At 72.5% G+C, this 25,638-nt stretch carries 34 protein-coding genes and 1 tRNA gene; 17 read left to right on the top strand and 18 right to left on the bottom strand.

Annotated elements, in window-relative coordinates; genetic code table 11:
• The first annotated feature begins 25 nt into the window (after positions 1-25).
• The 5 genes from IEX31_RS14480 to IEX31_RS14465 all read left to right on the top strand — a co-directional run bounded on the left by IEX31_RS14480 (position 26) and on the right by IEX31_RS14465 (position 2,384).
• Positions 26-529, top strand: coding sequence for an amino-acid N-acetyltransferase (locus IEX31_RS14480; RefSeq protein ID WP_188744128.1), 504 nt, complete (start codon positions 26-28; stop codon positions 527-529).
• 62 nt (positions 530-591) lie between these two features.
• Positions 592-1,227 carry a hypothetical protein gene (locus IEX31_RS14475; protein WP_188744127.1) on the top strand — a complete coding sequence of 212 codons (636 nt, stop codon included), beginning with the start codon at positions 592-594 and terminating at the stop codon, positions 1,225-1,227.
• A gap of 80 nt (positions 1,228-1,307) precedes the next feature.
• Positions 1,308-1,595, top strand: coding sequence for a DUF7882 family protein (locus tag IEX31_RS14470; protein ID WP_188744126.1), 288 nt, complete (start codon positions 1,308-1,310; stop codon positions 1,593-1,595).
• 94 nt (positions 1,596-1,689) lie between these two features.
• A complete protein-coding gene (locus IEX31_RS19640; RefSeq protein ID WP_373285529.1) occupies positions 1,690-1,878 on the top strand; it encodes a three-helix bundle dimerization domain-containing protein in 189 nt (62 codons plus the stop codon).
• 95 nt (positions 1,879-1,973) lie between these two features.
• Positions 1,974-2,384, top strand: a complete 411-nt coding sequence (locus tag IEX31_RS14465; protein WP_188744125.1) for a dehydrogenase — start codon at positions 1,974-1,976, stop codon at positions 2,382-2,384.
• 6 nt (positions 2,385-2,390) lie between these two features.
• Here the strand turns inward: IEX31_RS14465 and radA are convergent, their stop codons facing one another.
• Positions 2,391-3,755, bottom strand: a complete 1,365-nt coding sequence (radA, locus tag IEX31_RS14460; protein WP_188744124.1) for a DNA repair protein RadA — start codon at positions 3,753-3,755, stop codon at positions 2,391-2,393.
• A gap of 9 nt (positions 3,756-3,764) precedes the next feature.
• On the bottom strand, positions 3,765-4,604 hold the full coding sequence (locus IEX31_RS14455; RefSeq protein WP_229662381.1) for an SGNH/GDSL hydrolase family protein: 840 nt from the start codon (positions 4,602-4,604) through the stop codon (positions 3,765-3,767).
• Between the two features lie 133 nt (positions 4,605-4,737).
• Between IEX31_RS14455 and IEX31_RS14450 the strand changes: the two genes are divergently transcribed.
• Both IEX31_RS14450 and IEX31_RS14445 read left to right on the top strand, forming a co-directional pair.
• A tRNA-Ser gene (locus IEX31_RS14450) sits at positions 4,738-4,827 on the top strand.
• Between the two features lie 67 nt (positions 4,828-4,894).
• Positions 4,895-5,221, top strand: a complete 327-nt coding sequence (locus IEX31_RS14445) for a hypothetical protein (protein ID WP_188744122.1) — start codon at positions 4,895-4,897, stop codon at positions 5,219-5,221.
• Here IEX31_RS14445 and IEX31_RS14440 read toward each other — a convergent pair.
• Positions 5,194-5,469, bottom strand: coding sequence for a hypothetical protein (locus tag IEX31_RS14440; RefSeq protein WP_188744121.1), 276 nt, complete (start codon positions 5,467-5,469; stop codon positions 5,194-5,196). The genes IEX31_RS14445 and IEX31_RS14440 overlap by 28 nt on opposite strands.
• Before the next feature lie 223 nt (positions 5,470-5,692).
• The gene (locus IEX31_RS14435; RefSeq protein WP_444541794.1) at positions 5,693-6,772 is read right to left on the bottom strand and encodes a DNA polymerase IV; all 1,080 of its coding nucleotides are present in this window, start codon (positions 6,770-6,772) and stop codon (positions 5,693-5,695) included.
• A 146-nt stretch (positions 6,773-6,918) separates the two neighbouring features.
• Between IEX31_RS14435 and IEX31_RS14430 the strand changes: the two genes are divergently transcribed.
• The 3 genes from IEX31_RS14430 to IEX31_RS14420 all read left to right on the top strand — a co-directional run bounded on the left by IEX31_RS14430 (position 6,919) and on the right by IEX31_RS14420 (position 8,509).
• Positions 6,919-7,188 (top strand): GlsB/YeaQ/YmgE family stress response membrane protein, encoded by a 270-nt coding sequence (locus IEX31_RS14430; RefSeq protein ID WP_188744120.1) that lies wholly within the window; start codon positions 6,919-6,921, stop codon positions 7,186-7,188.
• 158 nt (positions 7,189-7,346) lie between these two features.
• Entirely contained in the window at positions 7,347-7,640 is a 294-nt protein-coding gene (locus IEX31_RS14425) for a DUF6412 domain-containing protein (RefSeq protein ID WP_188744119.1), read from the top strand.
• Between the two features lie 107 nt (positions 7,641-7,747).
• Entirely contained in the window at positions 7,748-8,509 is a 762-nt protein-coding gene (locus IEX31_RS14420) for a YidC/Oxa1 family membrane protein insertase (RefSeq protein WP_188744118.1), read from the top strand.
• A gap of 3 nt (positions 8,510-8,512) precedes the next feature.
• On the opposite strand, the gene IEX31_RS14415 is transcribed toward IEX31_RS14420, so the two are convergent.
• Positions 8,513-9,244, bottom strand: a complete 732-nt coding sequence (locus IEX31_RS14415) for a glutamine amidotransferase (RefSeq protein WP_188744117.1) — start codon at positions 9,242-9,244, stop codon at positions 8,513-8,515.
• Positions 9,241-9,912 carry a LysR substrate-binding domain-containing protein gene (locus IEX31_RS14410; protein ID WP_188744116.1) on the bottom strand — a complete coding sequence of 224 codons (672 nt, stop codon included), beginning with the start codon at positions 9,910-9,912 and terminating at the stop codon, positions 9,241-9,243. Before IEX31_RS14410 ends, IEX31_RS14415 begins: the two co-directional genes overlap by 4 nt.
• Positions 9,913-9,959: 47 nt before the next feature.
• On the opposite strand from IEX31_RS14410, the gene IEX31_RS14405 reads away from it, so the two are divergent.
• On the top strand, positions 9,960-10,334 hold the full coding sequence (locus tag IEX31_RS14405) for a DUF5997 family protein (protein WP_188744139.1): 375 nt from the start codon (positions 9,960-9,962) through the stop codon (positions 10,332-10,334).
• A 36-nt stretch (positions 10,335-10,370) separates the two neighbouring features.
• On the opposite strand, the gene IEX31_RS14400 is transcribed toward IEX31_RS14405, so the two are convergent.
• Complete coding sequence (locus IEX31_RS14400; protein WP_188744115.1) at positions 10,371-11,018, bottom strand: alpha/beta hydrolase; 648 nt, start codon at positions 11,016-11,018, stop codon at positions 10,371-10,373.
• A gap of 118 nt (positions 11,019-11,136) precedes the next feature.
• Between IEX31_RS14400 and IEX31_RS14395 the strand changes: the two genes are divergently transcribed.
• Positions 11,137-11,718, top strand: coding sequence for an NUDIX hydrolase family protein (locus tag IEX31_RS14395; protein WP_188744114.1), 582 nt, complete (start codon positions 11,137-11,139; stop codon positions 11,716-11,718).
• A 125-nt stretch (positions 11,719-11,843) separates the two neighbouring features.
• Here IEX31_RS14395 and IEX31_RS14390 read toward each other — a convergent pair whose 3' ends face one another.
• The 5 genes from IEX31_RS14390 to IEX31_RS18990 all read right to left on the bottom strand — a co-directional run bounded on the left by IEX31_RS14390 (position 11,844) and on the right by IEX31_RS18990 (position 16,626).
• On the bottom strand, positions 11,844-12,800 hold the full coding sequence (locus tag IEX31_RS14390; RefSeq protein WP_188744113.1) for a nucleoside hydrolase: 957 nt from the start codon (positions 12,798-12,800) through the stop codon (positions 11,844-11,846).
• A gap of 7 nt (positions 12,801-12,807) precedes the next feature.
• Positions 12,808-13,311, bottom strand: coding sequence for a GNAT family N-acetyltransferase (locus tag IEX31_RS14385; RefSeq protein WP_188744112.1), 504 nt, complete (start codon positions 13,309-13,311; stop codon positions 12,808-12,810).
• 430 nt (positions 13,312-13,741) lie between these two features.
• On the bottom strand, positions 13,742-15,247 hold the full coding sequence (locus IEX31_RS14380) for a DEAD/DEAH box helicase (RefSeq protein WP_188744111.1): 1,506 nt from the start codon (positions 15,245-15,247) through the stop codon (positions 13,742-13,744).
• Between the two features lie 228 nt (positions 15,248-15,475).
• On the bottom strand, positions 15,476-16,105 hold the full coding sequence (locus IEX31_RS18995) for a DUF1684 domain-containing protein (protein ID WP_229662380.1): 630 nt from the start codon (positions 16,103-16,105) through the stop codon (positions 15,476-15,478).
• Positions 16,102-16,626 (bottom strand): hypothetical protein, encoded by a 525-nt coding sequence (locus IEX31_RS18990; protein ID WP_229662379.1) that lies wholly within the window; start codon positions 16,624-16,626, stop codon positions 16,102-16,104. The genes IEX31_RS18995 and IEX31_RS18990 overlap by 4 nt, the downstream gene beginning before the upstream one ends.
• 104 nt (positions 16,627-16,730) lie before the next feature.
• Between IEX31_RS18990 and IEX31_RS14370 the strand changes: the two genes are divergently transcribed.
• Both IEX31_RS14370 and IEX31_RS14365 read left to right on the top strand, forming a co-directional pair.
• Positions 16,731-17,999, top strand: a complete 1,269-nt coding sequence (locus IEX31_RS14370) for a hypothetical protein (RefSeq protein WP_188744109.1) — start codon at positions 16,731-16,733, stop codon at positions 17,997-17,999.
• Positions 18,000-18,066: 67 nt separating this feature from the next.
• Positions 18,067-18,693: a 2-phosphosulfolactate phosphatase gene (locus IEX31_RS14365; RefSeq protein WP_188744108.1), complete on the top strand. Its 627-nt coding sequence runs from the start codon at positions 18,067-18,069 to the stop codon at positions 18,691-18,693.
• Between the two features lie 35 nt (positions 18,694-18,728).
• On the opposite strand, the gene IEX31_RS14360 is transcribed toward IEX31_RS14365, so the two are convergent.
• The 3 genes from IEX31_RS14360 to IEX31_RS14350 all read right to left on the bottom strand — a co-directional run bounded on the left by IEX31_RS14360 (position 18,729) and on the right by IEX31_RS14350 (position 21,200).
• Positions 18,729-19,346 carry a CGNR zinc finger domain-containing protein gene (locus IEX31_RS14360; protein WP_188744107.1) on the bottom strand — a complete coding sequence of 206 codons (618 nt, stop codon included), beginning with the start codon at positions 19,344-19,346 and terminating at the stop codon, positions 18,729-18,731.
• A gap of 93 nt (positions 19,347-19,439) precedes the next feature.
• Positions 19,440-19,937, bottom strand: a complete 498-nt coding sequence (locus tag IEX31_RS14355) for a SprT-like domain-containing protein (protein ID WP_188744106.1) — start codon at positions 19,935-19,937, stop codon at positions 19,440-19,442.
• A gap of 69 nt (positions 19,938-20,006) precedes the next feature.
• Positions 20,007-21,200: a PQQ-dependent sugar dehydrogenase gene (locus IEX31_RS14350; RefSeq protein ID WP_188744105.1), complete on the bottom strand. Its 1,194-nt coding sequence runs from the start codon at positions 21,198-21,200 to the stop codon at positions 20,007-20,009.
• 48 nt (positions 21,201-21,248) lie between these two features.
• Here IEX31_RS14350 and IEX31_RS14345 point away from each other — a divergent pair, with 48 nt between their 5' ends.
• From IEX31_RS14345 to IEX31_RS14335, 3 genes are read left to right on the top strand one after another with little or no spacing between them, the layout of a single operon-like run.
• Positions 21,249-22,010 carry a LamB/YcsF family protein gene (locus IEX31_RS14345; protein WP_229662378.1) on the top strand — a complete coding sequence of 254 codons (762 nt, stop codon included), beginning with the start codon at positions 21,249-21,251 and terminating at the stop codon, positions 22,008-22,010.
• Positions 22,007-22,639, top strand: coding sequence for a 5-oxoprolinase subunit B family protein (locus tag IEX31_RS14340; protein WP_188744104.1), 633 nt, complete (start codon positions 22,007-22,009; stop codon positions 22,637-22,639). The genes IEX31_RS14345 and IEX31_RS14340 overlap by 4 nt, the downstream gene beginning before the upstream one ends.
• A complete protein-coding gene (locus IEX31_RS14335; RefSeq protein WP_188744103.1) occupies positions 22,636-23,496 on the top strand; it encodes a 5-oxoprolinase subunit C family protein in 861 nt (286 codons plus the stop codon). Before IEX31_RS14340 ends, IEX31_RS14335 begins: the two co-directional genes overlap by 4 nt.
• Positions 23,497-23,584: 88 nt before the next feature.
• Here IEX31_RS14335 and IEX31_RS14330 read toward each other — a convergent pair whose 3' ends face one another.
• From IEX31_RS14330 to IEX31_RS14320, 3 genes are read right to left on the bottom strand one after another with little or no spacing between them, the layout of a single operon-like run.
• Positions 23,585-24,289: a response regulator transcription factor gene (locus IEX31_RS14330; RefSeq protein ID WP_188744102.1), complete on the bottom strand. Its 705-nt coding sequence runs from the start codon at positions 24,287-24,289 to the stop codon at positions 23,585-23,587.
• Entirely contained in the window at positions 24,286-24,510 is a 225-nt protein-coding gene (locus tag IEX31_RS14325; RefSeq protein WP_188744101.1) for a sensor histidine kinase, read from the bottom strand. The genes IEX31_RS14330 and IEX31_RS14325 overlap by 4 nt, the downstream gene beginning before the upstream one ends.
• Positions 24,476-25,561 carry a sensor histidine kinase gene (locus IEX31_RS14320; RefSeq protein ID WP_188744100.1) on the bottom strand — a complete coding sequence of 362 codons (1,086 nt, stop codon included), beginning with the start codon at positions 25,559-25,561 and terminating at the stop codon, positions 24,476-24,478. The genes IEX31_RS14325 and IEX31_RS14320 overlap by 35 nt, the downstream gene beginning before the upstream one ends.
• Positions 25,562-25,638: the final 77 nt, after the last annotated feature.

Here is a 25,638-nt window from a genome sequence, read left to right as displayed (position 1 = left end):
CGTCGTCTGCGTTTACGATGATCGGATGACCGACTTCTCGGTGCGCCGCGCGCGCACGAGCGACGTGCCGAAGATCCTCGCACTCGTGGAGCCGCTCGTCTCGCGACGCATCCTGCTCGGCAAGGAGCGCGTCGATCTCTACGGCGACGTGCAGGAGTTCCGCGTGGCCGAGGCATCCGACGGCACGCTCATCGGTGCGGGCGCGTTGCACGTGCTCTGGGAGGACCTCGGCGAGGTGCGTACGCTCGCCGTGGGCGAGCGCTGGCTCGGCCGGGGCGTGGGGCACGCGCTGCTCGACGCGCTCGAGGCGGACGCCCGCGAGCTCGGCCTCGAGCGCCTGTTCTGCCTCACCTTCGAGGTGAACTTCTTCGGGCGCCACGGCTTCGAGGACATGGGTTCCGATTCGGTCGACCCCGACGTGTACGCCGAGCTCGTGCGTTCGCACGACGAGGGCGTCGCCGAGTTCCTCGACCTCGCCCGCGTGAAGCAGAACACCCTCGGCAACACCCGCATGCTGAAGCTTCTCTGACAGCGACTCGGCACGCCGACCGGGTGCCGCCCGCCGGGGCATGCCGGTCGTACCCTGTGACCATGTCGACGAATCCCGCTCCGGCACCGCGGCAACCCCCGCAGGTGTACCGGCGGCGTCGGCTGATGGTGCTGCTCGGACTCATCGCCGTCATCGTCGCGGTCGTGCTCATCATCGTGCGGCCCGGATCGAGTGAGGGCGGCGAGCCGGATGCTCCGGGCGCGACGAACCCGCCCGTGACGACCGACGCCGTCACGACCGCGATCCCGACCGAGCCCACGGCCGCCGACGGGGACGCCTGCGCGGCGAAGAACATCGTGGTCGAGGCGGTCACCGACAAGTCCGGTTACGAGGCCGCGGAGCAGCCCCAACTGTCCGTCACGATCACCAACATCGGCACGAACATCTGCGTGCTGAACGCCGGAACCAAGGCGCAGGTGTTCACGATCACGAGCGGTGACGAGGTCTATTGGCTCTCGACCGACTGCCAGGTCGACGCGATCGACGCGGACGTGTCGCTCACGCCCGGGACACCGGTCAGCTCGAGCGTGCCGATCGTCTGGGACCGCACCCGTTCGAGTGTCGAGACGTGCGACGGGCCGCGCGAGGCGGTGCCGGCCGGCGGCGCGTCATATCACCTCTCGGTCTCGGTCGACGGGTTCGAGTCGGCCGCACGGAAGCAGTTCCTGCTCTACTGACGCGCATCTGCTTCGGGACTGGCGGAGTCCGGCATTCCGGGGCAGAGTGGGCCGTGGGAAGCATTCGGTCAGGAGCATGCGTGGGCGTCTTGGTGTACGACCGTGATTTCGAGGTGGACATCGAGGATCGCACGTTGGCGCACCTGCAGGTCGTGATCATCGACAAGCTGCGGCGCCAGGAGCGATTCCCCCTCGTCCTCGAGGACGGCAAGCGGGAGCGGGTCATCTGGATGACCCCCGAGACGCCGTTGCAGTTCGTCTACCACGGCAACCGCCACCCGCTGCTGAACCGGGACTGGCTCGAGAAGCTCGCGGAGGCGGCGGGATCCACCCGCGGACTCACCGTGCTTCCCGAGCCCCCGATGTAGCCTCACGTCTTCGCTCCCGCTGTGAAACGCGGGTGGGCACACCCGGTGAAGGCTTGATCGCCGAGGCCCCGGAGCGGAGACTCGTCACGCGCACATCGAAGAGGAAGCGCAGGCCCTCGATCGCGTGGTGGATCGCCTCGCGGAGCGGTTCCCCGGCGTTGACCGGGAGCACGCGGCGGCCATCGTCGGCGGAAGAGCACCTCGGGCTCCAGGGCCGACCGACTCGAGCGCGCCGAACTGCGTCGTGATGAGCTCGACCCCTCGGAGCGCATCGGCCTGCTGAACAGCGACCTCGGCGGCTCCTGGCGTACGGATGCCGCGGGTTCGCCAACCGCGGACGGACACCGGCGGGTGGCATCCGCTCGATACGCTGGGAGAATGGCGCAGCGCAGGAGACCCGGCACGTCCGCCGAGCCGATCGAGTTCCGCTCGCAGGCGCTCGCGGAGGCGCTCGAGCGGCAGGACATGGCAGCGGTGGCGCTTGCGCTGCGCAACGGCAACACCGTCGTGCCGCTCATCAAGCCCGGTCCGCGCGACACGCCGCTCGACGGCGGTGAAGTGTGGACCTATCGCGATCCCGACTCCGGCGAGGTCGCGCTCCTGCTCTTCAGTGACGCCGCGAACAAGCCGGCCAACCTCCCGCCCGCGGTCGGCCTGCAGAGCCCCGCGTGGCTGCGCTCGTTCCTGAAGCGGTACGAGTCGACGATCACGACGGTGTTCCTCGACATCGCGGGTCCCCACCCGATGCAGGCGCCGCCAACCGAGCTGCTCAGGGCGCTCGAGGCGTAGACGGACTCAGAAGGCCGCGTCGCGCTCGCGCTCGCGGCTCGATGCCGAGGCGATCATGGCACGCTCGACGGCCGCGTGCACGGTGCCGGCCTCCATGTCGAGGATCATCGTGTAGCCGAGTCGCCGCGCCTCGCTGCCCCGCTGCCGGGCCGACGTGACCGGCCGCACCTCGCCCGCGAGGCTGATCTCGCCGAACGCGGCGAGCTCGTGCGGCACCGCTCGGTCGCGCATCGCCGACGCGATGGCCACGGCGATGGCGAGGTCGGCGCCAGGCTCGGCGAGGCGAACGCCCCCGACCGTCGACACGTACACATCGTGCTCGCCGAGCTGCTTGAGGCCGGCACGGCGCTCGAGCACGGCGATGATCATGGCGACGCGTGACGGGTCGACGCCGTTGACGACGCGGCGCGGTTGCGGCGCCCTGGTGGTCACGACGAGCGCCTGCACCTCGACGGGGAGCGCGCGGCGCCCCTCGAGCGCGACGGTGACGCACGTGCCGCTCACGGCGTTGCGGGAGCGGCTGAGGAAGAGGCCCGATGGATCGGGCACCTCGGCGATGCCGTCGCCGGTCATCTCGAAGCAGCCGACCTCGTCGGTGGGACCGAATCGGTTCTTCAGGGCGCGCACGAATCGCAGCGCGGTCTGCCGGTCGCCCTCGAACTGGCAGACCACGTCGACGAGGTGTTCGAGCAGGCGGGGACCTGCAATCGTGCCGTCCTTCGTGACGTGACCGACGAGGAGCACGGGCAGCTGCCGCTCCTTCGCGACCCGGATGAGCGTGGATGCCACCTCTCGCACCTGGCTCGGCTGGCCGGGCAGGCCGTCGGAGAGTGAGCTCGACACGGTCTGCACGGAATCGACCACGAGCAGCTCGGGGGCGACCCGGTCGATCTGGCCGAGGATCGTGGCGAGGTCGGTCTCCGCGGCGAGGTAGAGCTCGTCGTGCAGCGCGCCCGTGCGACCCGCGCGGAGGCGCACCTGCGCGGTGGATTCCTCGGCGCTCACGTAGAGCACGCGTCGCCCAGTGGCCGCGACCCGCGCTGCCACCTCGAGGAGCAGCGTGGACTTGCCGACGCCCGGCTCGCCCGAGAGGAGGATCGCGGCGCCCGCGACGATGCCGCCGCCGAGCACCCGGTCGAACTCGCCGATGCCGGTCGCCCGGTGTGCCGCATCCTCGGTCTGGACCTCGGCGATGGGCCGCGCGGCCCGGGACGCGCTCGGCGCGATGGACTGGAGCGAGCGCACGATGCCGGTCTGCTCGGCCACGTCGATCACCGTGCCCCACTGCTGGCATTCGGCGCATCGGCCCGCCCACTTGACGGTGGTCCACCCGCACTCGGTGCAACGGAATGCGGAGGTGGGGCGGGCCATGAGCTGAGACTAGCCGCGTCCCAAGACATCCGATCGCACGGCGGCGGCGTGGCCGGGGGTCGGCTCCGGCGCCGGGGCATCCGCCGGGAACCTGGCATCGAGGTCGGCCACGAGCGCCGGCCGGAACGCCTCGGCCCACACCTTGTAGCCGTGGTCGTTGGGGTGGAAGAGGTCGTTGGCGAAGTGCGTGAGCATGCGGCGCACGCCCCGGAGCCGGGTGACGGTGTGCAGCGGCGCGACCGTGAGTCCGAACTCCTCGGCCACCGAACGCAGGATGCGGTTCGCCACCGCGACATTGCGCTCGTTGTGCGGGAAGTAGAAGAACGGCAGGTTGGCGACGAGCGCATGCGGCGGCAGGGCGGCGAGGATCTCGCGGACGCCACGCTCGAACGACTCGGGGTCCCACTTGGCGATGTCGTTCGCGCCGATCGCCACGGTCACGATGTCGGGCCGGAACTTCGCGAACTTCGGAAGCTGGTCGCGCACCGCGAGCTCGACCGTGGCGCCCGAGACGCTGAGATTCACGACGCGCACGCTGGGCCCGGTCGTCGCACGGATGTCTCGGGCCAGCAGGCCCACGTAGCTGCGGTCGGGGCGGCTCGCGCCGATGCCCTGCGCCGCGCTGTCGCCCATCGCGACGTAGAGCAGCTCGCCCGGGTGTTCGGCATGGTCGCGCCACCACTTCGAATGCACGGGGAGCGTTTCGTTGAGGATGGCCGAGTTGGCGGTGAGGCGCGCACGGAATCGCCGCCATGCGGCGCGCACGCCGAGCACGACGCCGGCGACGACGGCACCGACGACGGCGATCGGGATGAGGGCCGCGACCAGCCCCGGGCGATCCTCGGGCACGAGTGCGACGGTAGGGTGCGATGCTGAACGGCGGCTGAGCGGATGCTGCATGCCGGAGTGATCATCGGATGCCGCGTCGCCGCGGCATCCGTTCGTTTTGGATGATCCCCGGCGGTCGTCTAGGATCGATCCCGGTACCGTGTCCGAGCGGCCGAAGGTGCAACTCTCGAAAAGTTGTGTGGGTGAAAGCCCACCGTGGGTTCAAATCCCACCGGTACCGCCATGGAGAACCCCTGGTGAAACAGGGGTTCTCTGCTGTCCGGGATGCCTCATCCCCGTACGCTGGCCGCGTGGACGACACCGCACACCCGTCGCAAGACGATGGCGGCGTTCCGCAAAGGCGTTCCGCAAACACGAACCATCACCAGGTCGGCGAGCAGTCCTGGTTCCAGTGGAGTGCCGTCGCCCGAGAAGCCGGACTCGACCGAGGCGCGGTCACCGACTGGGCGGAAGCGGTCGCGGACGGCCTGCCGACGCTGGTCACCGCGGCCGCGTCGTCGCATCTCCAGACCGGCGACCTCCCCGCAACAGGGCGAACCCCCGACGAGCGCGAGCTCGGCCGGGGGCATCGTGACACCCTCCTCGGCGCTCACGGGCAGGAGTTGGGCTCGCCCTGACTGGAGGGCGGGCTCCAGGTGCAGTCTTCCTGCAGGTCCTGAGGCTCGGGGCTCTTGTTCTTGGTGTTTCCCTGGGTCTCGTCGGTGCTGGTGGATCCGACGCCGGCCTGGTTGTTCCCGGGCCCCTCGAATGTGCTGCACGTCACCGTACCTTGCACGCGCTCGCAGTTCTCGGGAAGTGGCGCCGCCACCGCACCCATCGCAGACGCGCCGACCAGGAAGCCGGTGAGTGCGAGGGTCGCGAGCATGTTCCGCATGATTCCCCCTTTGGAATACCGCCGGGCGTCGCTGCCCGGCACGCTCGGGGCGCGGGTCGCGCCCCGCTCCACGCAGAACGGAGACGGCGACGACTGGTTCGGGTTGCCGCGGGCCCCAAGAAAGCGAGGATTTCTCGAAAAATAGGTCCACCTCTCCCAGTCGACAAGGCCCCAGTGTGGGGGACCCGCTCCCCTCGTGCGGCGAACCACCGTCTCACCAGCCGCTTCGGGTGGGCGTGTGCCCATCCCGGGCCCCCTCGGGCATGGGCATCTCCGCACGCAGGCCGAGCAATCGGATGGGGCGTCGGGGCTCGATGCGGCCCACGAGGTCGAGGACGCGCGACATCACGACGTCGGGATCGGCGGTCTCGGGGATCCTCTTCGTGAAGACCTTCGTGATGAACGGCGCGTAGCGCACCTTGAGCGTGAGCCCGATCACGGGCCGGCCCTCGGCGGCGACGTCCTCGAGCACCCTCGCCGCGAGCTCGCGCACCGCCTCCTCGACCTGGGCGGGTTCGGTCAGGTCCCGCTGGAACGTCGTCTCCCGGCTGTGCCCACGAGCGACCCACGGCGTGTCGTCGACGACCCGGGCACCCTCACCGCGACCGAGCAGGCCGTACCACGGCCCCATCTTCGGGCCGAACTCGGCCGCGAGCACCGCGGGGTCGGCGGCCGCCAGTTCGGCGACCGTCACGATGCCGTGCGTGGCCAGCCGCCCCGAGATCCGAGACCCGACGCCCCAGAGGTCGACGGTCGGCCGGTCGCCCATGACCTCGAGCCAGTTCTCGGCGGTGAGCCGGAACACCCCACGCGGCTTGCCGAAGCCGGTGGCGACCTTCGCTCGCACGAGCGTGTCGCCGATGCCGACGCTGCAATGCAGGCCGGTCCGGTCGAGCACCGCCCGCTGCACCTGCCGGGCGTACGCCTCTGGGCCGTTTGTCCGCACACCCAGGAACGCCTCGTCCCAGCCGAGCACCTGCACCGTCGCGCCGGGTTGTGCGCGGAGCGTCGCCATGACCTCAGCCGATGCCGCCGTGTACGCCTCGGCGTCCACCGGCAGGATCACCGCGTCGGGCACCTTGCGCGCGGCGATGCGCAGGGGCATGCCCGAGCCGACTCCGAACTCGCGGGCCTCGTAGGAGGCAGTGGAGACGACCGCACGCTCCGTTGGGTCGCCCCGACCGCCGACGATCAGCGGTCTTCCGGCAAGTTCGGGATGCCGCAGCACCTCGACGGCGGCGATGAACTGGTCGAGGTCGACGTGCAGCACCCAATACTGGCGACGGCGGCTCACGCGACCAGTCTGCACTCGCCGGCGAGTGATCCGAAGGCGTACTGCTGAGCCCGGACGGTCGGCAAGGGGTTGCGGCGAATTCTCAGGTTGTGGTTTCGTGAGTCACCCCTGAACTGGGGACCCCTCAAGAAAAGAAGGAGCACACAATGGGTTTCCTTGCATTTCTCATCCTGGGCCTGATCGCCGGCGCAATCGCCAAGCTCATCCTGCCCGGCAAGCAGGGTGGTGGCTGGCTCGTGACGCTGCTGCTCGGTGTCGTGGGCGCCATCCTCGGCGGCTGGCTCGGCAGCCTCATCTTCGGGGTCGGCCTCCAGGACTTCTGGAACCTGACCACCTGGCTTCTCGCCATCGCCGGTGCGATCATCGTGCTGCTCATCTGGGGCCTCGTCACTCGCAACCGGAGCCGCACCACCTGATCCGGCAATGCGCACGCATCGAGCGGATGGCGGGACGCCCGTCATCCGCTCGATGCGTTCGCGGCACCCGCAGCCCGGCACGTACGCCGGCGACCGGCGGTGGGTGGTAGCGTGAGGCGCGTCGGCCCGAGTCGACCCGACCGGAGGGAGGCGACCGCGTGATCGAACTCGTCACCGCGCTACTCCGGTACCTGCAGGCGGCCGTCGAGGTCCACGTCGGCTCCGACGTGCAGGTGACGGTGCTCCTCGTCGGCGCGATCGCCGCCGCCGCCGCCGCGATCGCCGTCACGGCGTGGCGGAGCGTGCCGGCCCTCGTCGCTGCCGATCCGAGCGGCGCGTCGACGCGCCTCCGGCAGACGACCGACCTCGCACAGCTCATCTCGCAGAGCGACCCCGATGCGGCGGGTCGACCGCGCCCCAGGGCACCAGGACGCGGCATCCCGGCCGCGTAGCGACATCCGACCACGCACTGCACCTCGCTCGATCGGGGTGCCCGGTCGACGCACCGCTCCAGCGGCCAGACGGATCCCGCGTCCCTCCGACCGCAAGGAACACCACCGTGGACCCCTACCGCTTCCCGCCTGTCGCCGCGCTCCTCGATGGCGCGCATCACCTCCTCATGGGCCTCGCCGGCCTGCTCCAACCGTTCATCGGCGTGTCGAGCGCCGCCGTCGCCGTCGTGCTCGTGACGCTCCTCGTCCGAGCCGTGCTCATCCCCGTCGGGGTCTCCCTGGCGAAGGCCGAGCGCACGCGCGCCCGACTCGCACCCCGCCTCGCCGAGCTCCGCCGCCGCCACGGCACGGATCCCGAACGGTTCCAGCGCGAGACCATGGCGCTCTACGCGTCGCAGGGCGCATCGCCGTTCGCCGGCTGCATTCCCATGCTCGTGCAGGCTCCCGTCGTGGGCGTGATCTACGCCCTCTTCATCCTGCCGACCATCGCGGGCCACCCCAACGCGCTGCTCGAGCAGCAACTCGCGGGCGTGCCGCTCGGTTCGAGTCTCGCCGGCTCGATCGCGGCGGGCACGCTCGACCCGGCGTCGCTCGTCGTGTTCCTGGTCGTCGTCGCCTCGATCGCCCTCGTCGGCGAGGTCACCCGGCGCGTCTTCGGGACGCCGCAGCAGGGGGCGACGGATGCCGCGCCGGTGTCGCCGCTCGCAACCCGGGCGGCCGGGCGCCTGCTCGGCCTCCTGCCGTTCATCACGGCCGTCGTCGCGGTATTCGTGCCGCTCGCCGCCGCACTCTACCTGCTCGTGACGGTCGCGTGGACGCTCGGGCAACGCGCGGTGCTGCGTCGGGTGTTCCCGTTGGACGCGGGGTGAGGCTCAGGCGTCGGCCAACTCGACGAACCGGCGCAGCATCCGCTGCGATTCTGTGACGGATGCCGCGGCGAGCCGTTCGCTCACGGCACGCAACTCGCTCGCCGGGAAGTACCCGTGGTGACGGTAGACCTGCGCGCGCGCGACGAAGTCGCCCGCCGACACCTCGGGATGGAACTGGGTCGCGTACACGTGGCTTCCCACGCGGTAGACCTGCACGGGGCACGCAGCCGACGACGCCAGCAGCACGGCATCGGCCGGGAGACGCTCAGTGGCCTCCTTGTGGCCCACGAGCGCGTCGAACCGCTCGGGCAGCACCCCGACGAGCGGATCGGCGAGGCCGTCGGCCGTCAGCGTGATCTCGACCGCAGCCGCCTGCTCGCCGTGCAGCGTGCCGACGTGCCCGCCGAGCACGCGCGTCAGCACCCCGATGCCGTAGCACGTGAAGATCAGCGGATGGTCCCGTTCGAGCGCGGCCTCGGCGAGCCGTGCGAGATCGGCCTCGACCCGGCGCTGCACGGGGTGCTTGTGCGCGTCGGGGGTCGTCACGTTGTACGGACTTCCGCCGACGACCACGCCCGCGAACCCGTCGAGGCGCAGGACGCCGAGGGGTTCGACGTCGAGACGCAAGTGATCGAGTCGCGACGCGTCGACGCCCATCGCCCGGCGCACCGACTCATACTCGGGCCCGACCGCCTCGACCTCGGGTCGGACCGAGAGGAACAGGAACGGCCTCATCGCCCGCGGCCGCGCCTGCGCACCGACCGACCGCTGCGACCGGATGCCCCGCGGCGGGCCCTCGGGTCGCGCCGCGCGGGCCGTTCGCGACGCGCGGCGGGTTCGGTGCGAGCGGATGCCTCGGGCGCTGCGGCCTGGCCGCGGGAGCTGCGCGCCGTGCGCCCCCGTACGACAGCCACGAACTCCTGGATGTCGTCGTCGTCGCGCTCGACGCGCCAGACGAGCGCGATGCGAGTGGACGGGGCATCCGTCACCGGGATGGCGACCACGTCGCGGCGGTGGTGCAGTCGCGCGACGCCATGGGGGAGCAACGCGTGGCCGGTGCCTGCAGCGACGAGTTCGACGGTCGTCGCGGCATCGAGCTGCTCGGGTGCGACGGGATCGTCCTCGAGGTCGGCGAGGCTGAGCGACTCGGCCTCGGCGAGCGGATGGCCCTTCGAGAGCACGGCGACGGCGATCTCCTCCCAGAGCGGGATCTCGTGCAGCCCCTCCGAACCGACCGGGAGGCGCACGAACGCGACATCCGCATCGCCGCCGAGGAGGTCGTCCAGTTGAGCGGACTGTTCGGTGCGTACGGCCTCGAGCGGGAGATCGGGACGGCGCACGGCCCAGACGCGCAGCCACTTGGCGGGGCTCACCCCGGCAACGTAGCGGAGCCTCAGGACCATCCGATCAGGGTATCGGCTACGGTGTCAGGGTGACCCAGAGCCAGTCGATGAAGCCCGAGACCGCTGCGAAGAAGCTCGGCATCCTGCTCGAGGCCGCGCCGCCCGAGTTCCGCGAGGGCGTCGTCACGAGGGACGAGCTCAACGCGCTGCAGGAGGATCCTCCCGAGTGGTTGCAGGTGCTCCGCCGCGAGGGGCCGCACCCGCGCAGCGTCATGGCCGCGAAGCTCGGCATCTCGAACTCCGGCCTCGCTCGCGGTGGCGTCACCGACCCGCTCACGACCGTCGAGATCAGGGCGCTCCTCGCCGCGCCGCCGCAGTGGCTCGTGCGGGAGCGGGCGACGCAGGCGGCTGTGCGCGCCGAGAAGCGCCGCGTCGCCGAGCGCGACGCCGGCAGGGCCGCGAAGGGCGGCGGCGGCGTCTGACGCGCTGACGCGCTGACGCGCTGACGCGCTGACGCCTCAGGCGGCGCGCGAGTACCGCGCCCGCAGGAACGCGGCGATGTCGGCGAGCTCGCGCTCGGCGATCGAGTGGCCGAGCCCCTCGTAGATGCGCTCATCGAGGCCGGCGTGCTCGGGCAGCCACTGCTGCGTGCGGGCGATGTACTCGGCGGAGATCACGTCGTCGGACGTGCCGCGGCCCCAGAACACGGGTGTCCCGAGCGCCGCCAGACGGGCGTCGCCCTCGCGCTCGCCGGGGAGCGCGAATCCCGACAGGTTCACCGCGAAGCCGAAGCGCTCCGGCGCCCGGCGCAGCAGCTCCAGCGCCATCGCGCCGCCCTGCGAGAATCCGAGCAGCCCGATGGCGGGCGCGTCGGGCGCCGCCCGGTCGATCCACGCGAGGATCGCGTCGGTCGCGGCATCCGCTGCCTCGAGCGCACGATCGGCATCCTCGCCGAGGAAGGGGAACCACGCGTGCCCGTACCCCGTGAAGATCGGTGCGCGAAGCGACGCGATCGCGGGCTCGAGCGGCAGGTACGGCGCGAGCCCGAAGAGGTCGCCCTCGTTCGAGTTGTACCCGTGCAGCAGCAGCAGCAACGGCCGTCCCTCGCGGTCGGTTTCCGACGCCGACCAGAGCACCGCCTCGTCGTCGACTCGCACCTCGGCCATTGATCCTCCGCTCCGGACGGGGAGACGGATGCCACGAGCCGGCGAGTCCCGCACGCCCGTGTTCGAGCGTACCCGTCGATTCCGTGGCGCAGGCCGCGCGGTGGGGCAGAATCGAGGCATGAGCGTTCGCACCCCCGACCCGGATTGGAATCCCGACGACGAGCCCGTCGTGCGGCCGCCGGCGAACCCGGGATGGCTGAGCGATCTCGAGCTGGCCGAGATCCGCGGGCGGCTGCCGCTGCTCTACGTCGAGGCGGTGCCCGTGCGCGTCGACGGGGTCGGGCAGGTCACCGAGGTCGGCGTGCTCCTGCGCGCGAACGCCGTGGGCGAGATGACCCGCACGGTCGTCTCGGGCCGCGTCTTGTACGGCGAGACGCTTCGTGACGCGCTGTTCCGCCACCTCGAGAAGGACCTCGGGCCTATGGCGTTCCCGCTGCTGCCCGCGAGTCCGGTGCCGTTCACGGTGGCCGAATACTTCCCGCTGCCCGGCCTCTCGCCGTTCACCGACGAGCGCCAGCACGCCGTGTCGCTGGCCTACGTCGTGCCGGTGACGGGCACGTGCGAGCCGCGACAGGATGCACTCGAGGTGACCTGGATGACCCCCCTCGAGGCGGTCTCCGAGGGCGTCGCCGCCGAGATGGAGGGCGGCCGGGGCGTGCTGCTCAAGCAGGCGCTCGCCTCGGTCGGAGCGCTCCGCTAGCCGCCGAGCCATTCAGTGCCGGATGTCTCCGTTCCCGCGCAGTGTTCCCGGCGCAACGGGCACACCGGGTGGGAACGGAAACATCCGGTGACGCCGGCGCAGCTCGAGCGCCCGACGGCCGAGCCTCAGGCCAGCCCGAGGGTGTCGAGGAACAGGCGAGCGATCCGCTCGTCGTCGATCTCGAGTGCGACCTCGACGTTGGTCCACTCGCCGGGATGCGCCTGCACCATGCTCTCACCGCGCGACGGCTCGCGGAGGTCGACGAGCGTCTGGCCGCGCCCGTAGCCGGCGAGCTCGACGCGCACCGGCCGCACCTCGGTGCGCAGCGCCAGCGGATCGACGAGCGAGCACGCGGCGCCCGCATCGCCGATGAGACCTGTGTACCGGGCGCGTTCGTCCTCGGAGAGCACGACGCGGTGACCGAGGAGCGAACCGACCACCCGGCCGAGCGGGTCGTCGCCGTGCTGGAGGGCCACGGCCACCTCGCGGTCGACGGCGACCCGGTTGAAGACGTCGAGCCCGTACATGTAGGTCGGCACGTTCGAGTCGAGCACGATCGCCGCGGCCTCGGGGTCGTGCCACACGTTGAACTCGGCCACTGCCGTGGCGTTGCCCACGCTCGCAGAGCCGCCCATGAAGACGATGCGCTCGAGGTTGCCGACGACCTCGGGGTAGGTGCGCAGCAGCAGGGCGAGGTTGGTCTGCGGCGCGAGCGCCACGAGCGTCACGGGCGTGGGATGATCGAGGATGAGCCGGCGCATGAGCTCCACCGCCCCGGTCGAGGTGGTCCGGCGCCGGGTGGGCGGAAGCACCAGGTCGCCGAGGCCCGTCCGCCCGTGCACCTGTCTGGCCGCGCGCGGCGGTTCCAGTAGCGGCCTCACGGCACCGGCGGCGACAGGGAGGTCGGGTGCGTCCACCACGTCGAGGATGCGCAGCGTGTTGTCGACGACCTGCGCCAGCGGGGCGTTGCCCGAGACGCACGAGATGCCGAGCACGTCGACGCCCGGATGTCGCACCGCGAACAGGACGGCCAGGGCGTCGTCGACGCCGGTGTCGACATCGAGCACTATCGGGATGGACATCGAACCCTCACCGGACCAGGCGGACCTCGAGGATCTCCTCGCCGAGGAACTGCTGCAGCTGCTCGGCGCCGTCGGCGACGAATCGGTTGCGCTTGTAGAAGGCGTGGGCCCGGGGGTTGTCCTTCGCGACCCAGAGGTAGCCGGGGCGGTCGCCGCAGGCGGCGTCGAAGAGCTTCTGGCCGATGCCGGTGCCGTGATACGCGTCGAGCAGGTAGATGAAGTAGAGCTCCCGCTCGCGTGGCGGATTCTCGTCGCGCGCAGGTCCCGAGCCGACGAACCCGACGATCTCGCCGTCGACGAGCGCAGCGAACTGGTTGTACTCCTCGCCCCTGGCGGCCATGTGGGTCCAGAGCTCGGCCATGCGGCGAGGGGAGAGGTTCTCGAAGGCGGCTGCACTGATCAGGTGGTCGTAGGTCTCGTGCCAGCAGGTGGCGTGCACTCGGCCCAGGGCCTCCACATCCGAGTCTCGGATGGGACGGACGACGACGTCGGCAACAACTTCGGTGCTCATGTTTCGAGGCTAAGCCAGCACGCGCGCGACGCGAAATCGAGCGGCTCAGTGGCAGAACTCGCCGGGTTCGGTGTCAGCACGGTGCTTCCGCAGACCGGCCCGGCCATACGTTGATCAAGCCCGAGATCGCGAACGGGTTCGGCGAGCTGCGGCGCCACGGCGGTCGTCCTGATCGGGACGGCGGGGACGCCTCCCGGCCCCCGTCGTCATCGCGGGTGCGACGGCCTCGCGATCACCGACAACCCGTGGTCACTGGCGCGGGCACCCTCAAGGTGTGGCGCGGCGACACCACGAACGAGCTCAGCGCCAAGGTGCTGGGCTCGTCGGAGTGCCTCGACCTCGCGGCAACGTGAAGCCCCGCCGTCGACCATCGGGTCGGCGGCGGGGCCTCGTCGTGCCGGCGGATGCCGGCGGGGACTGCGGGCGGGCGTCAGCCCTGTGCGCGGCGGTTGTTGCGGGTGTTGCGCGACGGCGAGACGAGGCTGCCGACGCGGAGCGGCTGCTTCGCGGTGGAGCGAGCGGATGCCCCGCGCTGCGCGCCCGAGCTCTGGGCACCGCGGCTGTGGCCGGCGCCCTGCTTCGGGGCATGCGCCTTCGCCTCGGCCGGACGGCCCGAGCGGTCGCGACGCGGCGTCGCAGGCGCGACGTCCGCCTGACCGCCGCCGCCGCCGCGCCCGGCGCGCTTGCGCTGCGCGTTCGCGCCCTGCGACCGGCCGCCGCCCTGCTGCTGCGCCGCGGCCCTCGGCTGGGGCTTCACGTAGGGGGCGACCTCGCCGACGAGCGCCGCCACGGCGGGCGACGCGGCGGTCACCCGCTGCGGCGTCACGGTGATGGCGGCCTTGCGCAGGAGGGTCTTCAGGTCCTGCTTCTGCGCGGGCAGGCAGATCGTGACGACGTCGCCCTCGCTGCCGGCGCGGGCGGTGCGGCCCGAGCGGTGCAGGTACGCCTTATGCTCCATGGGCGGGTCGACGTGGATGACGAGCTCGACGTTGTCGACGTGCACGCCGCGGGCCGCGACATCCGTGGCCACCAGAACCTTGACCGAGCCGTCGCCGAACGCGGCGAGGTTGCGGTCGCGCTGCGGCTGCGACAGGTTGCCGTGCAGGTCGACCGCGGGGATGCCCTGCTCGGTCAGCTTCTTCGCGAGCTTCTTCGCGTGGTGCTTGGTGCGCATGAAGAGGATGCGGCGGCCGGTGCCCGAGGCGAGGGTGCGCACGAGCTCGTTCTTCTGGTCGTCGTCGTCGATCTCGAAGACGTGGTGCGTCATGGCGGCGACGGGCGAGTTCGCCTCGTCGACCGAGTGCCGCACCTCGTTCTGCAGGTAGCGCTTCACCAGCTTGTCCACGCCGTTGTCGAGCGTGGCCGAGAACAGCATGCGCTGACCGCCCTGCGGGGTCTTGTCCATGATGCGCGTGACGACCGGCAGGAAGCCGAGGTCGGCCATGTGGTCGGCCTCGTCGAGCACCGTGATCTCGATCGCGTCGAGGTGCAGGTGACCCTGCTTCATGAGGTCCTCGAGACGGCCCGGGGTGGCCACGACGATATCGACGCCGGCGCGGAGCGCAGCGACCTGACGCGTCTGGTTGATGCCGCCGAAGATCGTGGTGACCGTGAGGCCGTACGCCTTCGCGAACGGCTCGAACGTCTGCATGATCTGCGTCGCGAGCTCGCGCGTCGGGGCGAGCACGAGGCCGAGCGGGCGGCCCGGGCGACGCCTGCCGCCCGCGAGCGAGGTGCCGAGGCGGGCGACCATGGGCAGCGCGAACGCGATGGTCTTGCCCGAGCCGGTCTTGCCGCGGCCGAGCACGTCGCGTCCGGCGAGCGTGTCGGGCAGCGTGTCGACCTGGATCGGGAACGCGGTGGTCTTGCCGTCGGCGGCGAGGGCCGCGACGAGGGGTGCGGGCACGCCGAGCGCGCCGAAGGTGATGTCGGTCATGTTGCCTTTCAGGCAGGAACCCGTCGCTGGTCTGGGCAGGCGCGAGGCGCTGCCCGTCAGGCCCGGCGGTGGGAAGTGGCGAAGACGCCGGTCGGCGAATCCGTTCGCCGTATGGAGTCATCGGGCGCCCTCGTGAGAGGCCCTGCCCGGAAGCGTTCTACGACGCAGGCGGCGCGTCCATCGCGCTCGCCATCACCCACTGTAGCGGATGCCCCTGACAGAACGCCGTCAGCGCGGCATCCGCTCGCCCACCGGGATCTCGTCGCGCAGCGTGTTGCCCGCCTGCGCGAGCGGGCACGACCACGACGGGTCGTACGCGCACGAGGGGTTGTAGGCGAAGTTGAAGTCGATGACGAGCGAGTCGATGAGCACACCCGGACCGAGGTCGGCGCCCTTCACGGTGTCGAGCAGGTACCGCCCGCCGCCGTACGTGCCGCCGGGTCTGCCGGCGAGCCCGTCCTTCACCGGAAGGAACAGCCCGCCGCCGTACCCCGTGAGGCGCCACACGTCGAGCGTGCCGAGGCCCGGCACCCGGACGGTGCCGACGAGCGAGAACGGGATGGGGCCGTCGGTGGCGCTGTCGACCGTGATGCGCACCGGCTCGTCGGCACGCCGCACCTCGAGCTCGAACCGCCAGTCGGGGTCGTAGCGTGGGACGGTGAGTCCCGTGAATCTTGCCCGGTCGTCGGGGAGGAGCGGCGACTGCGGATGCCCCGCGAACAGCTCGTCGCGCCCAGATGCCCAGAGTTCGTGGCCGGCGGCCGGGTCGTGCACGCTCAGCTGGCGCACCCCCGAGTAGAGGCCGAACACCCGTCGGCGCCAGTCCGCGAGCTGGAGCGACCCGATCGAGTCGCTCACGCGGCCACCGTCCGGGTGGAGGCCGCGGCATCCGCGGTGCCCGGCGGGTCGTACGACCAGCCGGCGGCGAGCTGTCGCAGCCGCATGCCACGCCACTGCCAGAACGCCCAGGTCGGATACCACGCCACGACGTCGAGCGCGCCCGCGTGCGCAAGCAGCTGGTCGCGGTACAACGTGCGCCCGCCGGGCAACGGCGACACGGCCATGCGATGGTCCCAGCGATCGAAGAGCGTGAGCGGCCCGGTGAGCACGCCGCCCGCGTCGCGCAGCATGCGCACGCCGGTGGGCAGGCCGCCGGGGTAGCTCACGTCGACGAGCTCCTCGCCGGCCGGGAAGCGGCGGAACGCGAGGGCACGCACCCGGTGCCGTCCCTCGGGCCAGACGGTCGGCAGGCCCTCGTCCTCGAGCGAGGAGAAGTCGAGCCACGGGGCCACGACCTCGCGCAGCACGGCCGGACCCCGGAGGGCCCGCCATGCGGCATCCGGCGTGCAATCGAGCGTGAGTTTCAGGATGACCCGCATGTGCCGAGAGTAGGACGACCGGATGTCCCTGCCAAGCGCGTCCGGCGGATTCACGTGCGATGACACCCAGCCGGGTCGCACGCACACGGCCTAGACTCGCGCTCATGGCCGAAGGACTCTGGTGGCTGCCATCGTTCCTCGTGTTCGGCGCGGCCTTCGTCGCCCTCGCCGGCGGCGTCGTGGGAATCCGCCGGCTGGGAGCGCGCCGCGAACGGGCCGCAATCGAGTCGGGCCGCGAGCTCGAGGTGCGCGCGAAGGGACTCATCGTGCAGGCCGACACCGCCGTGCGCGACGCCGACGGCGAGGTGGCGTTCGCCGAGGCACAGTTCGGCGCCGCCGTGGCGCGCGACGTGCGCGACGCGCTCGAGACGGCACGGTCCCGGCTGCGCGAGGTGTTCCTGCTGCAGCAGCGTCTCGACGATGCCGGCCCCAGCACGGCCGCCGAGCGGCACCGATGGTCGGCGCGCATCGTCGACCTGTGCGAGTCGGCGCTCGCCGAGATCGGGCGGGCGGATGCCGCGCTCGGCGCGCGTCGTCGGGCGGAGCGCGCGGCGGGCGAGGGCGTGCCGGCCCTCAGGGAGGATGCCGCACGACTCGGCCGACGTCGCGACCAGGCCGCGGCGGCGCTCGAGCGGCTCGCCATGCGATTCGCGCCCGCCGCGCTCGCGGCCGCGCACGGGGCATCCGCACGCCTGGACGCGTCGCTCGCCGCGGCGTCGGCGTCGCTCGACGAGGCCGAGCGGCGGCTCGCGAACTCCGAACCCGCTGCCGAACTGCTGGCCATGGCCGCCGACGGTCTCGCGCGCGCCGAACGCGACCTCGCCGACATCGAGGGCGTCGAGCTGGTGCTCGCGACGGCGCAGGCCGACGCCGCCGCGTCGGCCGCATCGCTCGACGCCGAGCTCGAGGCGGCTCGTCGGGAGCGCGACGGGCAGGAGGATGCCGCGGCGCAGTCGGTGCTCGGCGGGGCGATCGGCGAGGCCTCGGCGGTGCTCGCCGCGCGTGCGGGGCAGGCGGGCGATCCGTTCGCCGATCGCGATCGCCTGCGTGCGGCCCGTGATCGGCTGGAGGTCGCCCGGGCCACGGCACGGAACGCGCAGGGCCGGCTCGACGGGGCGCGCGGCGCTCTCGGCGGGGCCATCGCCATCGCCGAGAGCCAGCTGAGGGTGGCGCAGGCGGCCATCGAACGCGGCGGTCGTCGGATCGGCGCGGATGCCCGCACACGCCTCGTCGAGGCCGAGCGCCATCTCGTGATCGCCCGACAGGAGCCCGACCCCGTGGCGGCGCTCGACGCCGCACGCCGGGCCGCGTCGCGCGCGAGCGACGCCGAGGCGCTCGCGATGTACGACGCCGGGGGCGGCGGTGGCCGTTAGCGACGCGATTCGTCACGAACGGATGCCTCGGCTGCCTGCCGTGTCGTGGCGGCGCTAGCCTGTCGCGGTGAGCGATTCGACGACGCCCTTCGGACAGGCGAAGTACCAGGTGAGGTTCGACCGGGGCGCCGCGGGTGCCGAGCGCGTCGTGCCCGGCGCGCACGTGGCCGTGCTCGTCGACGCGCTCTCATTCACGACGACGGTCGTGGTCGCCGCCGAGCATGGCTTCGCGACGCCCGTGGACGGCGCCGACACCGCTGCGCCGGGGGCATCCGCCGCGGTGCGGGCCGCGCTCGCGGCGGGCGACGACCCCCTCGTACTGGCGGCATCGCTTCGCAACCGCACGGCGGTCGCCGAGCGGATCCTCGCCCTCCAGGAGGAGCGGGGCGAGCGGATGCTCGTCGCGATCGTCGCCGCGGGCGGCCCCGACCGCCCCGCCATCGAGGACCAGCTCACGGCGGGCGCCGTCGTGGACGCACTCGTCGGCCTGGGCATCGATCACACCTCGCCCGAGGCGGCCGTCGCATCCGCGGCGTTCGAGGGACTGCGGCGCGCCTTCGTGCACCTGATCGGCGCCTCAGGTTCGGGCGTCGAGCTCACGGCGCGGGGTCGCAGGGACGAGCTGCGCCTCGCCACCCGGCTCGACGTCACTCGGGTCGTGCCCGAGCTGCACGACGGCGTGTTCCGCGCGTAGCGCGCGCCCGACTGCAGCACGCCCGGGCCGGCGGCTCAGGCCGCGGTCTCGACCGCCCGTCGGGCGCGGGCGCGGTGCGCGCGCACCTTGGCGCGATTGCCGCAGCGCTGCATCGAGCACCACCGCCTGGTCGCGGCGCGCGAGGTGTCGAGGTAGACGATCTCGCAGTCGCTGCCGCTGCACTCGCGGATGCGTCCGTGATTGGCGGGATCGAACAGGTCCACGGCGTCGCGCGCGATCGTGGAGAGCGCCTGCGCGACGGTCTGCACCGATCGCCCGGCCTGGCGCGAGCCGTCGGCGAGCACCGGGGGGATGTCTGGGGTCGCGGCGTAGAGGTTGACGAGGTCGATGTCGCTCGTGCGGAGGGTCTCGCCGTGGGCGGACGCCTGCGCCATGCGGCCGATGGCGTCGCGCAACGAGATCGCGTCGAACAGGTCGCGCGAGCGGGCGCTGCCGATCGCGACCGGGAAGCGATCGTGCAGCCACGACGTGAGGTCGTCGGGGGCATGCAGCCGCTCCCACGCGGGGTTGCCGCCGATGGCGCCGGTGTACGCGAAGTCGAGGGCGAACGAACCCGAGTCGAACCACCAGCGCACGCCTTCGGGGGAGGTGAACCACTGTCCGACGGGGATGGACACGGTGGAGACGGGCATGCAACCATCCTAGCCGGTTACGCGTGCCCTCCGCGCGATCCGACCGATCGCATGCGCCCAACGGCACGCCCGGTTGGGCGCGGTGGCAGCGGGTCAGCCTGCGGCCGCGCTCGCGGCCCGCTGCCGCACAGTGGCCGTGATCTCGCGATGGCGCCAGACGATGAGGTTCGCCCGGTCGAAGCCGCGCCGGCAGAGGCCGCAACTGAGGGGACGATTGGGTTCACGGTACCGGAAATGCTCGTGGCCCGCGGGGCACCGGCCGACCCAGGGCGCGAGCTCGTGCGCTACTTCGCCGTCGTGCGTGCGCTCGCCCACGTAGCCGAGGTCGGCCGCGATGTTCGCCCACCTCGGGCCGTGCCCCGCCCGGGGGCCGGCCACGGCGTGCGCGACCTCGTGCAGCAGGATCTGGTGGATCTCGTCGTCGTCGTACCGCGCCGCCAGGTAGCGCGACACCGAGATGCGCCTGGCCGTGTAGTTGCAGAGCCCGGCGCGCTTCTTGGCGTTGTCGAATCCGAAGCTCCAGACCTCGGCGTCGAGGTGCAGCACGATGAGGGCATCGGCCCACCGTCGAACCCGCTCCAGATCCGCCATGGGATGAGAATAGACCCGCCCGCCGACACGCGGGAGGCGGCCGTGGCCCCCGAATGGGGGAGCATTCGGCTAGGTCGGCGCGAGCCGCACGCGGTAGAGCCGGTCGTCGTCGCGCCCCGGCGATCCGCGCCCGTCGGTGTCATTCGAGACGAACCACAGCTCCCCGTCGGGCCCGGCGACCACGTCGCGCAGACGCCCGAGCTCGCCGGCGAACCACGCCGTCGCCGTGAGCTCGCCGCCGCCTGTCGCGGGCGCGATCGACCACAGCCGCTCCCCGCGGAGGGCGGCGAGGAACAGCGTGTCGCCCACGACGGCGAGTCCGCTCGGGCTCGCCTCGGCGGTGGACCACTGCAGCACCGGGTCGACGAACCGCGCGTCGCCGGCCTGGCCCTCCACGATCGGCCAGCCGTAGTTCGCCCCGCGCTCGATGCGGTTGAGCTCGTCCCACGTGTTCTGCCCGAACTCTGCCGCCCACATGCCGCCCCGCGCATCCCACGCGATGCCCTGGGGATTGCGGTGCCCGAACGACCACGTGAAGTTGCCGAACGGGTTGCCGGGCGCGGGCTGCCCCTCGGGCGTCATCCGCAGGATCTTGCCCGAGAGCGAGGCGACGTCCTGCGCGGCGTCCCGGTTGCCGGCGTCGCCCGCCGTCGCGTAGAGGAACCCGTCGGGCCCGAACGCGATCCGCCCGCCGTCGTGGTTGCCCGCCTTCGGGATGCCCGTGAGCACGTCCTCGGGTGCGCCGAGCGCGAGCGAGCCCGGTGCGCCCGTGAGCGGCATCCGCACGATGCGGTTGTCGGATGCCGCGGTGAAGTACGCGTACACGTACGCGGGGTGCTCGCCGTCGCCGGCGCGGAACGCGAGCCCGAGCAGCCCGCCCTCGCCCGCATGGGCGACGCCCGGCACGGTGGCCGCGACGCGGAGCGAGCCGTCGCCGCGCACCTCCACGATGTCGGCGGTGTCGCGCTCGCTCACGAGCACGCCACCAGTGGGCAGCCGCAGTATCGACCACGGCGCATCCAGCCCCGATGCGATCGTCTCGGGCTCGCCCGACGGCTGCAGCACGGGAGGCGGTGGCACGGGCGACGCGGGAGGCGGGGTGGCGGGGGTGCCCGCTGCGGGAAGCGGCAGGGGAGTCGGCGTGGGCAGGGGCGCTCCGGTGCAGGCGGCGAGGGCGAGGGCTGCGGCGATGGCCACGACGGATGCCGCCCGCCGGCCGCGCGCGCGGCGTCGCACCGTGCACGTGCCCGTCGCGTGCGGCATCCGATCCTCCCGTCCTCAGTGTGCGCCGGACGGCGGCAGAATGGGAACATGAGGCCCGCGATCGATCTGAACAGCGACCTCGGCGAGTCGTTCGGCGCGTGGCGCGTCGGCGACGACGAGGCCATGTTCCGGCTCGTGACGAGTGCGAACATCGCGTGCGGGTACCACGCCGGCGACCCCGTCACCATGGCCGCGAGCGCTCGCCTCGCGGTGATGCACGGCGTCGTGCTCGGCGCGCATCCGGGGTATCGCGACCGGGTCGGCTTCGGACGCCGGGCGCTCGAAACGAGCCCCGCCGAGATCGCCGCGGAGTTCCTCGCCCAGCTCGGCGTGCTCGACGGCATCGCGCGCGGCAGCGGCATCCGGGTGCGCTACGTGAAGGCGCACGGTGCGCTCTACCATCGGCTCGCCGCCGACGAGCAGGCCGCGCACGCCTTCGCCGAGGCGCTCGCCCGCTACGACGCGTCGCTGCCCATCCTCGGCCCGCCGTTCAGTGCGCTCGAGCGGGCGGCGGATGCCACGGGCCTCCGCTACGCGCGTGAGGCGTTCGTCGACCGCGGGTACGTCGCCGACGGCTCGCTCGTGCCGCGCGGCGAGCCCGGGGCCGTCGTCGACGACCCGACGGCCGCGTCCGACCGTGCGCTCGAGCTCGCCGAGACGGGCGGCATCACCGTCGACGACGGCAGCCGCCTCGAGCTCGCACCCGACTCGCTCTGCATGCACGGCGACACCCCCGGAGCCGTCGAACTCGCCCGCGCCGTGCGCGCCGCGCTCGAGGCGGCCGGCGTCGAGCTCCGGTCGTTCGCATGAGCCGGCGGCTGCTGCCGAGCGGCGACTCGGCGCTGCTCATCGAGTGCGACAGCCTCGAGGAGGTGCTGGCACTGCACGACGCGCTCGCCGCAGATCCGCGGCCGGGCGTCGTGGAACTCGTGCCGGCCGCGCGCACCATCCTCGTGGCGATCGATCCCGCGGTGATCCCGCTCGAGTCAGCCGCGACGTGGGTGCGCCGCATCCCCGCCGAGGCCGGCTTGCGCTCAGCGGGCGCCGCCGCGGAACCCGTGACGATCCCCGTCGCCTACGACGGCGACGACCTGGCCGCGACGGCCGCGCTCCTCGCGGTCTCGACCGAGGCGCTCGTCGCCCGCCACGTCGCCGCCGAGTGGCGCGTGGCGTTCGTGGGCTTCGCGCCCGGATTCGGCTACCTGGTGAGCGACGACTGGCCCTTCGAGGTGCCGCGCCTCAGCGCTCCGCGCACTCACGTGCCGCCCGGAGCCGTCGCGCTCGCGGGCGCGTTCGGCGGCGTGTACCCCCGGCAGAGTCCGGGCGGGTGGCGGCTCATCGGCCGAACCACTGCCGAGCTCTGGAACCCCGAATCCGATCCGCCGGCACTGCTCGCGCCCGGCCGACGGGTGCGGTTCGAGGCGGTCGGCGCCGGATGACCCGCCTCGTCGTCGAGCAGCCGGGCGCGCTCGCCCTCGTGGAGGACCTCGGGCGACCGGGGTTCGCGCGGCTCGGCGTCGCGGCATCCGGCGCCCTCGACCGGAGCGCCCTCGCGCTGGCGAACCGGCTCGTCGGCAACCCCGACGGCGCCGCGGCGCTCGAGCTGCTCGTCGGCGGGTTCCGTGCCCGGTTCGATGGCGGCGGCTGGTTCGCCGTGACGGGTGCGTGGGGGAGCGTCCGCCTCGACGGGCGAGTGATCGCGCCGTACACCGCGGCCCGCGCCCGCGAGGGCTCGGTGCTCGAGGTGGGACTCGCCGAGCGGGGCATCCGGTACCTGCTCGCCGTGCGCGGCGGGTTCGACGTGCCGCCGGTGCTCGGCTCGCGCTCCCGCGACACCCTCGCCGGCATCGGCCCCGAGCCCGTGCGGGCGGGCGACGTGCTCGAGATCGGTGCGGAGCCCGCGGCATCCGTGCCGGTCGTCGACGTGGACGTCGCCTTCCCGCCGCCCGCGAGCACCGTGACGCTCGCGCTCCGGCCGGGCCCCAGGGCCGACTGGTTCACGGATGCCGCGCGGCAGGCGCTCTTCGACGCGGAGTGGCGCATCTCGGAGCAGGCCGACCGCATCGGGGCCCGGCTCGTGGGGCCGGCTCTCGAGCGTCGGCAGCAGGGTGAGCTTCCGAGCGAGGCGACGGTGCCGGGCTCGATCCAGGTCGCGGGTGGTGGGCAGCCGACGATCCTGCTCGCCGATCGCCCCGTGACGGGCGGGTATCCCGTGATCGCGATCGTGGCGCCGGGCTCGCTCGACGCCGTCGCGCAGCTCCGCCCGGGGCAGGCGGTGCGGTTCCGGCACGCGTGAGCCTTGCCGCGGACGCCCCGCTCGCCGGGTTCGCCCCGCCCGCTGAATTCGTCGAAGCGTGCGCCCCCGGTCGCCGCGGCTCGCCGGGTCAGCGCGGCTCGCCGACCCTGATGAGCCCCGACTCGTACGCGAACACCGCGATCTGCACCCGGTCGCGGGCGCCGAGCTTCGTCAGCAGCCGGGAGACGTACGACTTCACCGTGGCCTCGCCGAGGTGGAGGCGGCCCGCGATCTCGGCATTCGAACGCCCCCGGGCGATGAGTCGCGCGACCTCGGTCTCCCGCTTGGTGAGCTCGGCGAGCAGCCGGCCGAGGGCCTCCTCCGTCGGTTGGTGGGCCACGTAGCGGTCGATCATCCGGTTGATCACCGCGGGCGCGAGCATGGCATCGCCGGCCGCCACGACGCGCACGGCGTTCACCAGTCCGGTCGGCGAGATGTCTTTCAAGAGAAACCCGGATGCCCCGGCGCGGATCGCGCCGTACACGTGCTCGTCGAGGTCGAAGGTCGTCAGCGCGATCACGCGAGGCGCCGGGTCGAGCGTCGCGATCAGGCGGCGCGTCGCCTCGATGCCGTCGAGCCGCGGCATCCGCACGTCTATCAGAACGACGTCGGGCCGGGTCGCGGTGGCACGCTCGACCGCCTCGAGCCCGTCGGCGGCCTCGCCCACGACGTCGAATCCTGCGCGCTCGAGGATGAGCCGGAACCCGGCGCGCACGAGATCCTGATCGTCGACGACGAGCACGCGGATCGCGGCATTCGGTGTCTCATCGGCGATGGGGTCGGTGGGAGTCATGCCGCCGCCCGCGGGATCACGGCGCGAACGCGGAATCCATCGACGGATGCCGCGGCCTCGAGCCGCCCGCCGTAGACCGCGGTGCGCTCCCGCATGCCGATCAGACCGTGGCCGGAATGCCCGCCGTCAGCGTGCCCGACGGCCGCGCGCGTCCTGGTGATCCCATCGGCCGCGAGTGCCGTGCCGTCATCGTCGACCTCGATCGTGAGCGTCTCCGGCACCGCACCGCACCGCCACGCGTGCGCGGCGGGCATCGGAGTGCTTGCGCACGTTCGTGAGGGCTTCCTGCACGATGCGGTAGGCAGTCAGCCCGAGCCCGGGCGGCACGTCATGCGGAGTGCCCGACACCTCGAAGTCCACCTCGAGACCGGTGGCCTCCGCGGCCGCGACCAGTTCGCCGATCGCGGTGATGCCGGGCTGCGGTGCGAGACCGTCTGCGGCATCCGACTCCCGAAGGAGCGAGACGACGCGGCGGACCTCGTCGAGCGAATTCGCGCCCGCCACCCGGATCGCGGCGAGCGCCCGGCGCACGTACTCGGGGTCGTCGTCGACGACCTGCTCGGCGGCTCCTGCCTGCACGACCATCACGCTCACCGAGTGCGCGAGGACGTCGTGCAACTCGCGTGCGATCCGCGTTCGTTCCTCCGCAACGGCCGCGCGGGCTTGCTCGCGCGACTCGGTCTCGGCAGCGTTCGCCCTCATCGCTGCTGCCACGGCGCGTGCCTCCGAGGTGCGAAGTCCCCAGCCTGCGGCGAACGCGATGACGCACACCGTCCAGTGGAAGGCGATCTCGTCAACGCTCTGGAGCACCGGCAGGAAGAAGTCGGCAAAGAGGAGAGCGACGGCTGCGGCGCCGGCGCCGATCCAGGGCAGGCGGCCGCGACCGTGCCTCGCGAGGCTGTACAGGGCGACGATGAACGGAACGAGCTGCCCCCAGAAGAGCGACTGCATCTGCCCGAGTGTGAGCACGCCCATGGCGAGCCACACGGCGAACACACCGGGCAGGAGCCACGTGTGCAACCGTCGTTGCGAGAGCAGCCCCGCGGCGAGCACGATGCCGAACGAGCTCACCACCGGCGACCCGTCGCCCATCACCGACTCGACGAACCCGAAGGCCTCGGCGATGCCGGCCGCGGCGAGCGCGAGCGCGAGCGCGGCGTCTTGCACTCCGTGCCAGAACCGTCGGCGCTCCATGGCCTCAACGAAGCGGGCGCCGGCGACGGTGCGCGTCATCCCACGGTCGACGGTGGAATCGCCCGTGGTCGATGCCATGCCGACGGAAGGCGCCGACATCGCGACCCCGGGCCGATCCGCCCACCCGGAGCGTGCTCCTAGTGTGGCGGCACGCC

This window comes from Agromyces bauzanensis, assembly GCF_014645655.1.
Lineage (GTDB): Bacteria > Actinomycetota > Actinomycetes > Actinomycetales > Microbacteriaceae > Agromyces > Agromyces bauzanensis.
The sequence above is the reverse complement of the archived record's forward strand: the minus strand, read 5'-3'. Positions and strand labels throughout refer to the sequence as shown.

Coding starts and splice junctions, on each gene's coding strand:
- IEX31_RS14370 (WP_188744109.1), top strand. CDS start 16,731: ATGGCCGAAGGACTCTGGTGGCTGCCATCGTTCCTCGTGTTCGGCGCG.
- IEX31_RS14480 (WP_188744128.1), top strand. CDS start 26: ATGACCGACTTCTCGGTGCGCCGCGCGCGCACGAGCGACGTGCCGAAG.
- IEX31_RS18990 (WP_229662379.1), bottom strand. CDS start 16,626: ATGCGGGTCATCCTGAAACTCACGCTCGATTGCACGCCGGATGCCGCA.
- IEX31_RS14380 (WP_188744111.1), bottom strand. CDS start 15,247: ATGACCGACATCACCTTCGGCGCGCTCGGCGTGCCCGCACCCCTCGTC.
- IEX31_RS14415 (WP_188744117.1), bottom strand. CDS start 9,244: ATGAGGCCGTTCCTGTTCCTCTCGGTCCGACCCGAGGTCGAGGCGGTC.
- IEX31_RS14330 (WP_188744102.1), bottom strand. CDS start 24,289: ATGACTCCCACCGACCCCATCGCCGATGAGACACCGAATGCCGCGATC.
- IEX31_RS14340 (WP_188744104.1), top strand. CDS start 22,007: ATGAGCCGGCGGCTGCTGCCGAGCGGCGACTCGGCGCTGCTCATCGAG.
- IEX31_RS14335 (WP_188744103.1), top strand. CDS start 22,636: ATGACCCGCCTCGTCGTCGAGCAGCCGGGCGCGCTCGCCCTCGTGGAG.
- IEX31_RS14410 (WP_188744116.1), bottom strand. CDS start 9,912: ATGGTCCTGAGGCTCCGCTACGTTGCCGGGGTGAGCCCCGCCAAGTGG.
- IEX31_RS14405 (WP_188744139.1), top strand. CDS start 9,960: ATGAAGCCCGAGACCGCTGCGAAGAAGCTCGGCATCCTGCTCGAGGCC.
- IEX31_RS14385 (WP_188744112.1), bottom strand. CDS start 13,311: ATGAGCACCGAAGTTGTTGCCGACGTCGTCGTCCGTCCCATCCGAGAC.
- IEX31_RS14345 (WP_229662378.1), top strand. CDS start 21,249: ATGAGGCCCGCGATCGATCTGAACAGCGACCTCGGCGAGTCGTTCGGC.
- IEX31_RS14320 (WP_188744100.1), bottom strand. CDS start 25,561: ATGGCATCGACCACGGGCGATTCCACCGTCGACCGTGGGATGACGCGC.
- IEX31_RS14360 (WP_188744107.1), bottom strand. CDS start 19,346: ATGCCCGTCTCCACCGTGTCCATCCCCGTCGGACAGTGGTTCACCTCC.
- IEX31_RS14355 (WP_188744106.1), bottom strand. CDS start 19,937: ATGGCGGATCTGGAGCGGGTTCGACGGTGGGCCGATGCCCTCATCGTG.
- IEX31_RS14395 (WP_188744114.1), top strand. CDS start 11,137: ATGAGCGTTCGCACCCCCGACCCGGATTGGAATCCCGACGACGAGCCC.
- IEX31_RS14465 (WP_188744125.1), top strand. CDS start 1,974: ATGGCGCAGCGCAGGAGACCCGGCACGTCCGCCGAGCCGATCGAGTTC.
- radA (WP_188744124.1), bottom strand. CDS start 3,755: ATGGCCCGCCCCACCTCCGCATTCCGTTGCACCGAGTGCGGGTGGACC.
- IEX31_RS14440 (WP_188744121.1), bottom strand. CDS start 5,469: ATGCTCGCGACCCTCGCACTCACCGGCTTCCTGGTCGGCGCGTCTGCG.
- IEX31_RS14430 (WP_188744120.1), top strand. CDS start 6,919: ATGGGTTTCCTTGCATTTCTCATCCTGGGCCTGATCGCCGGCGCAATC.
- IEX31_RS14475 (WP_188744127.1), top strand. CDS start 592: ATGTCGACGAATCCCGCTCCGGCACCGCGGCAACCCCCGCAGGTGTAC.
- IEX31_RS14390 (WP_188744113.1), bottom strand. CDS start 12,800: ATGTCCATCCCGATAGTGCTCGATGTCGACACCGGCGTCGACGACGCC.
- IEX31_RS14350 (WP_188744105.1), bottom strand. CDS start 21,200: ATGCCGCACGCGACGGGCACGTGCACGGTGCGACGCCGCGCGCGCGGC.
- IEX31_RS14400 (WP_188744115.1), bottom strand. CDS start 11,018: ATGGCCGAGGTGCGAGTCGACGACGAGGCGGTGCTCTGGTCGGCGTCG.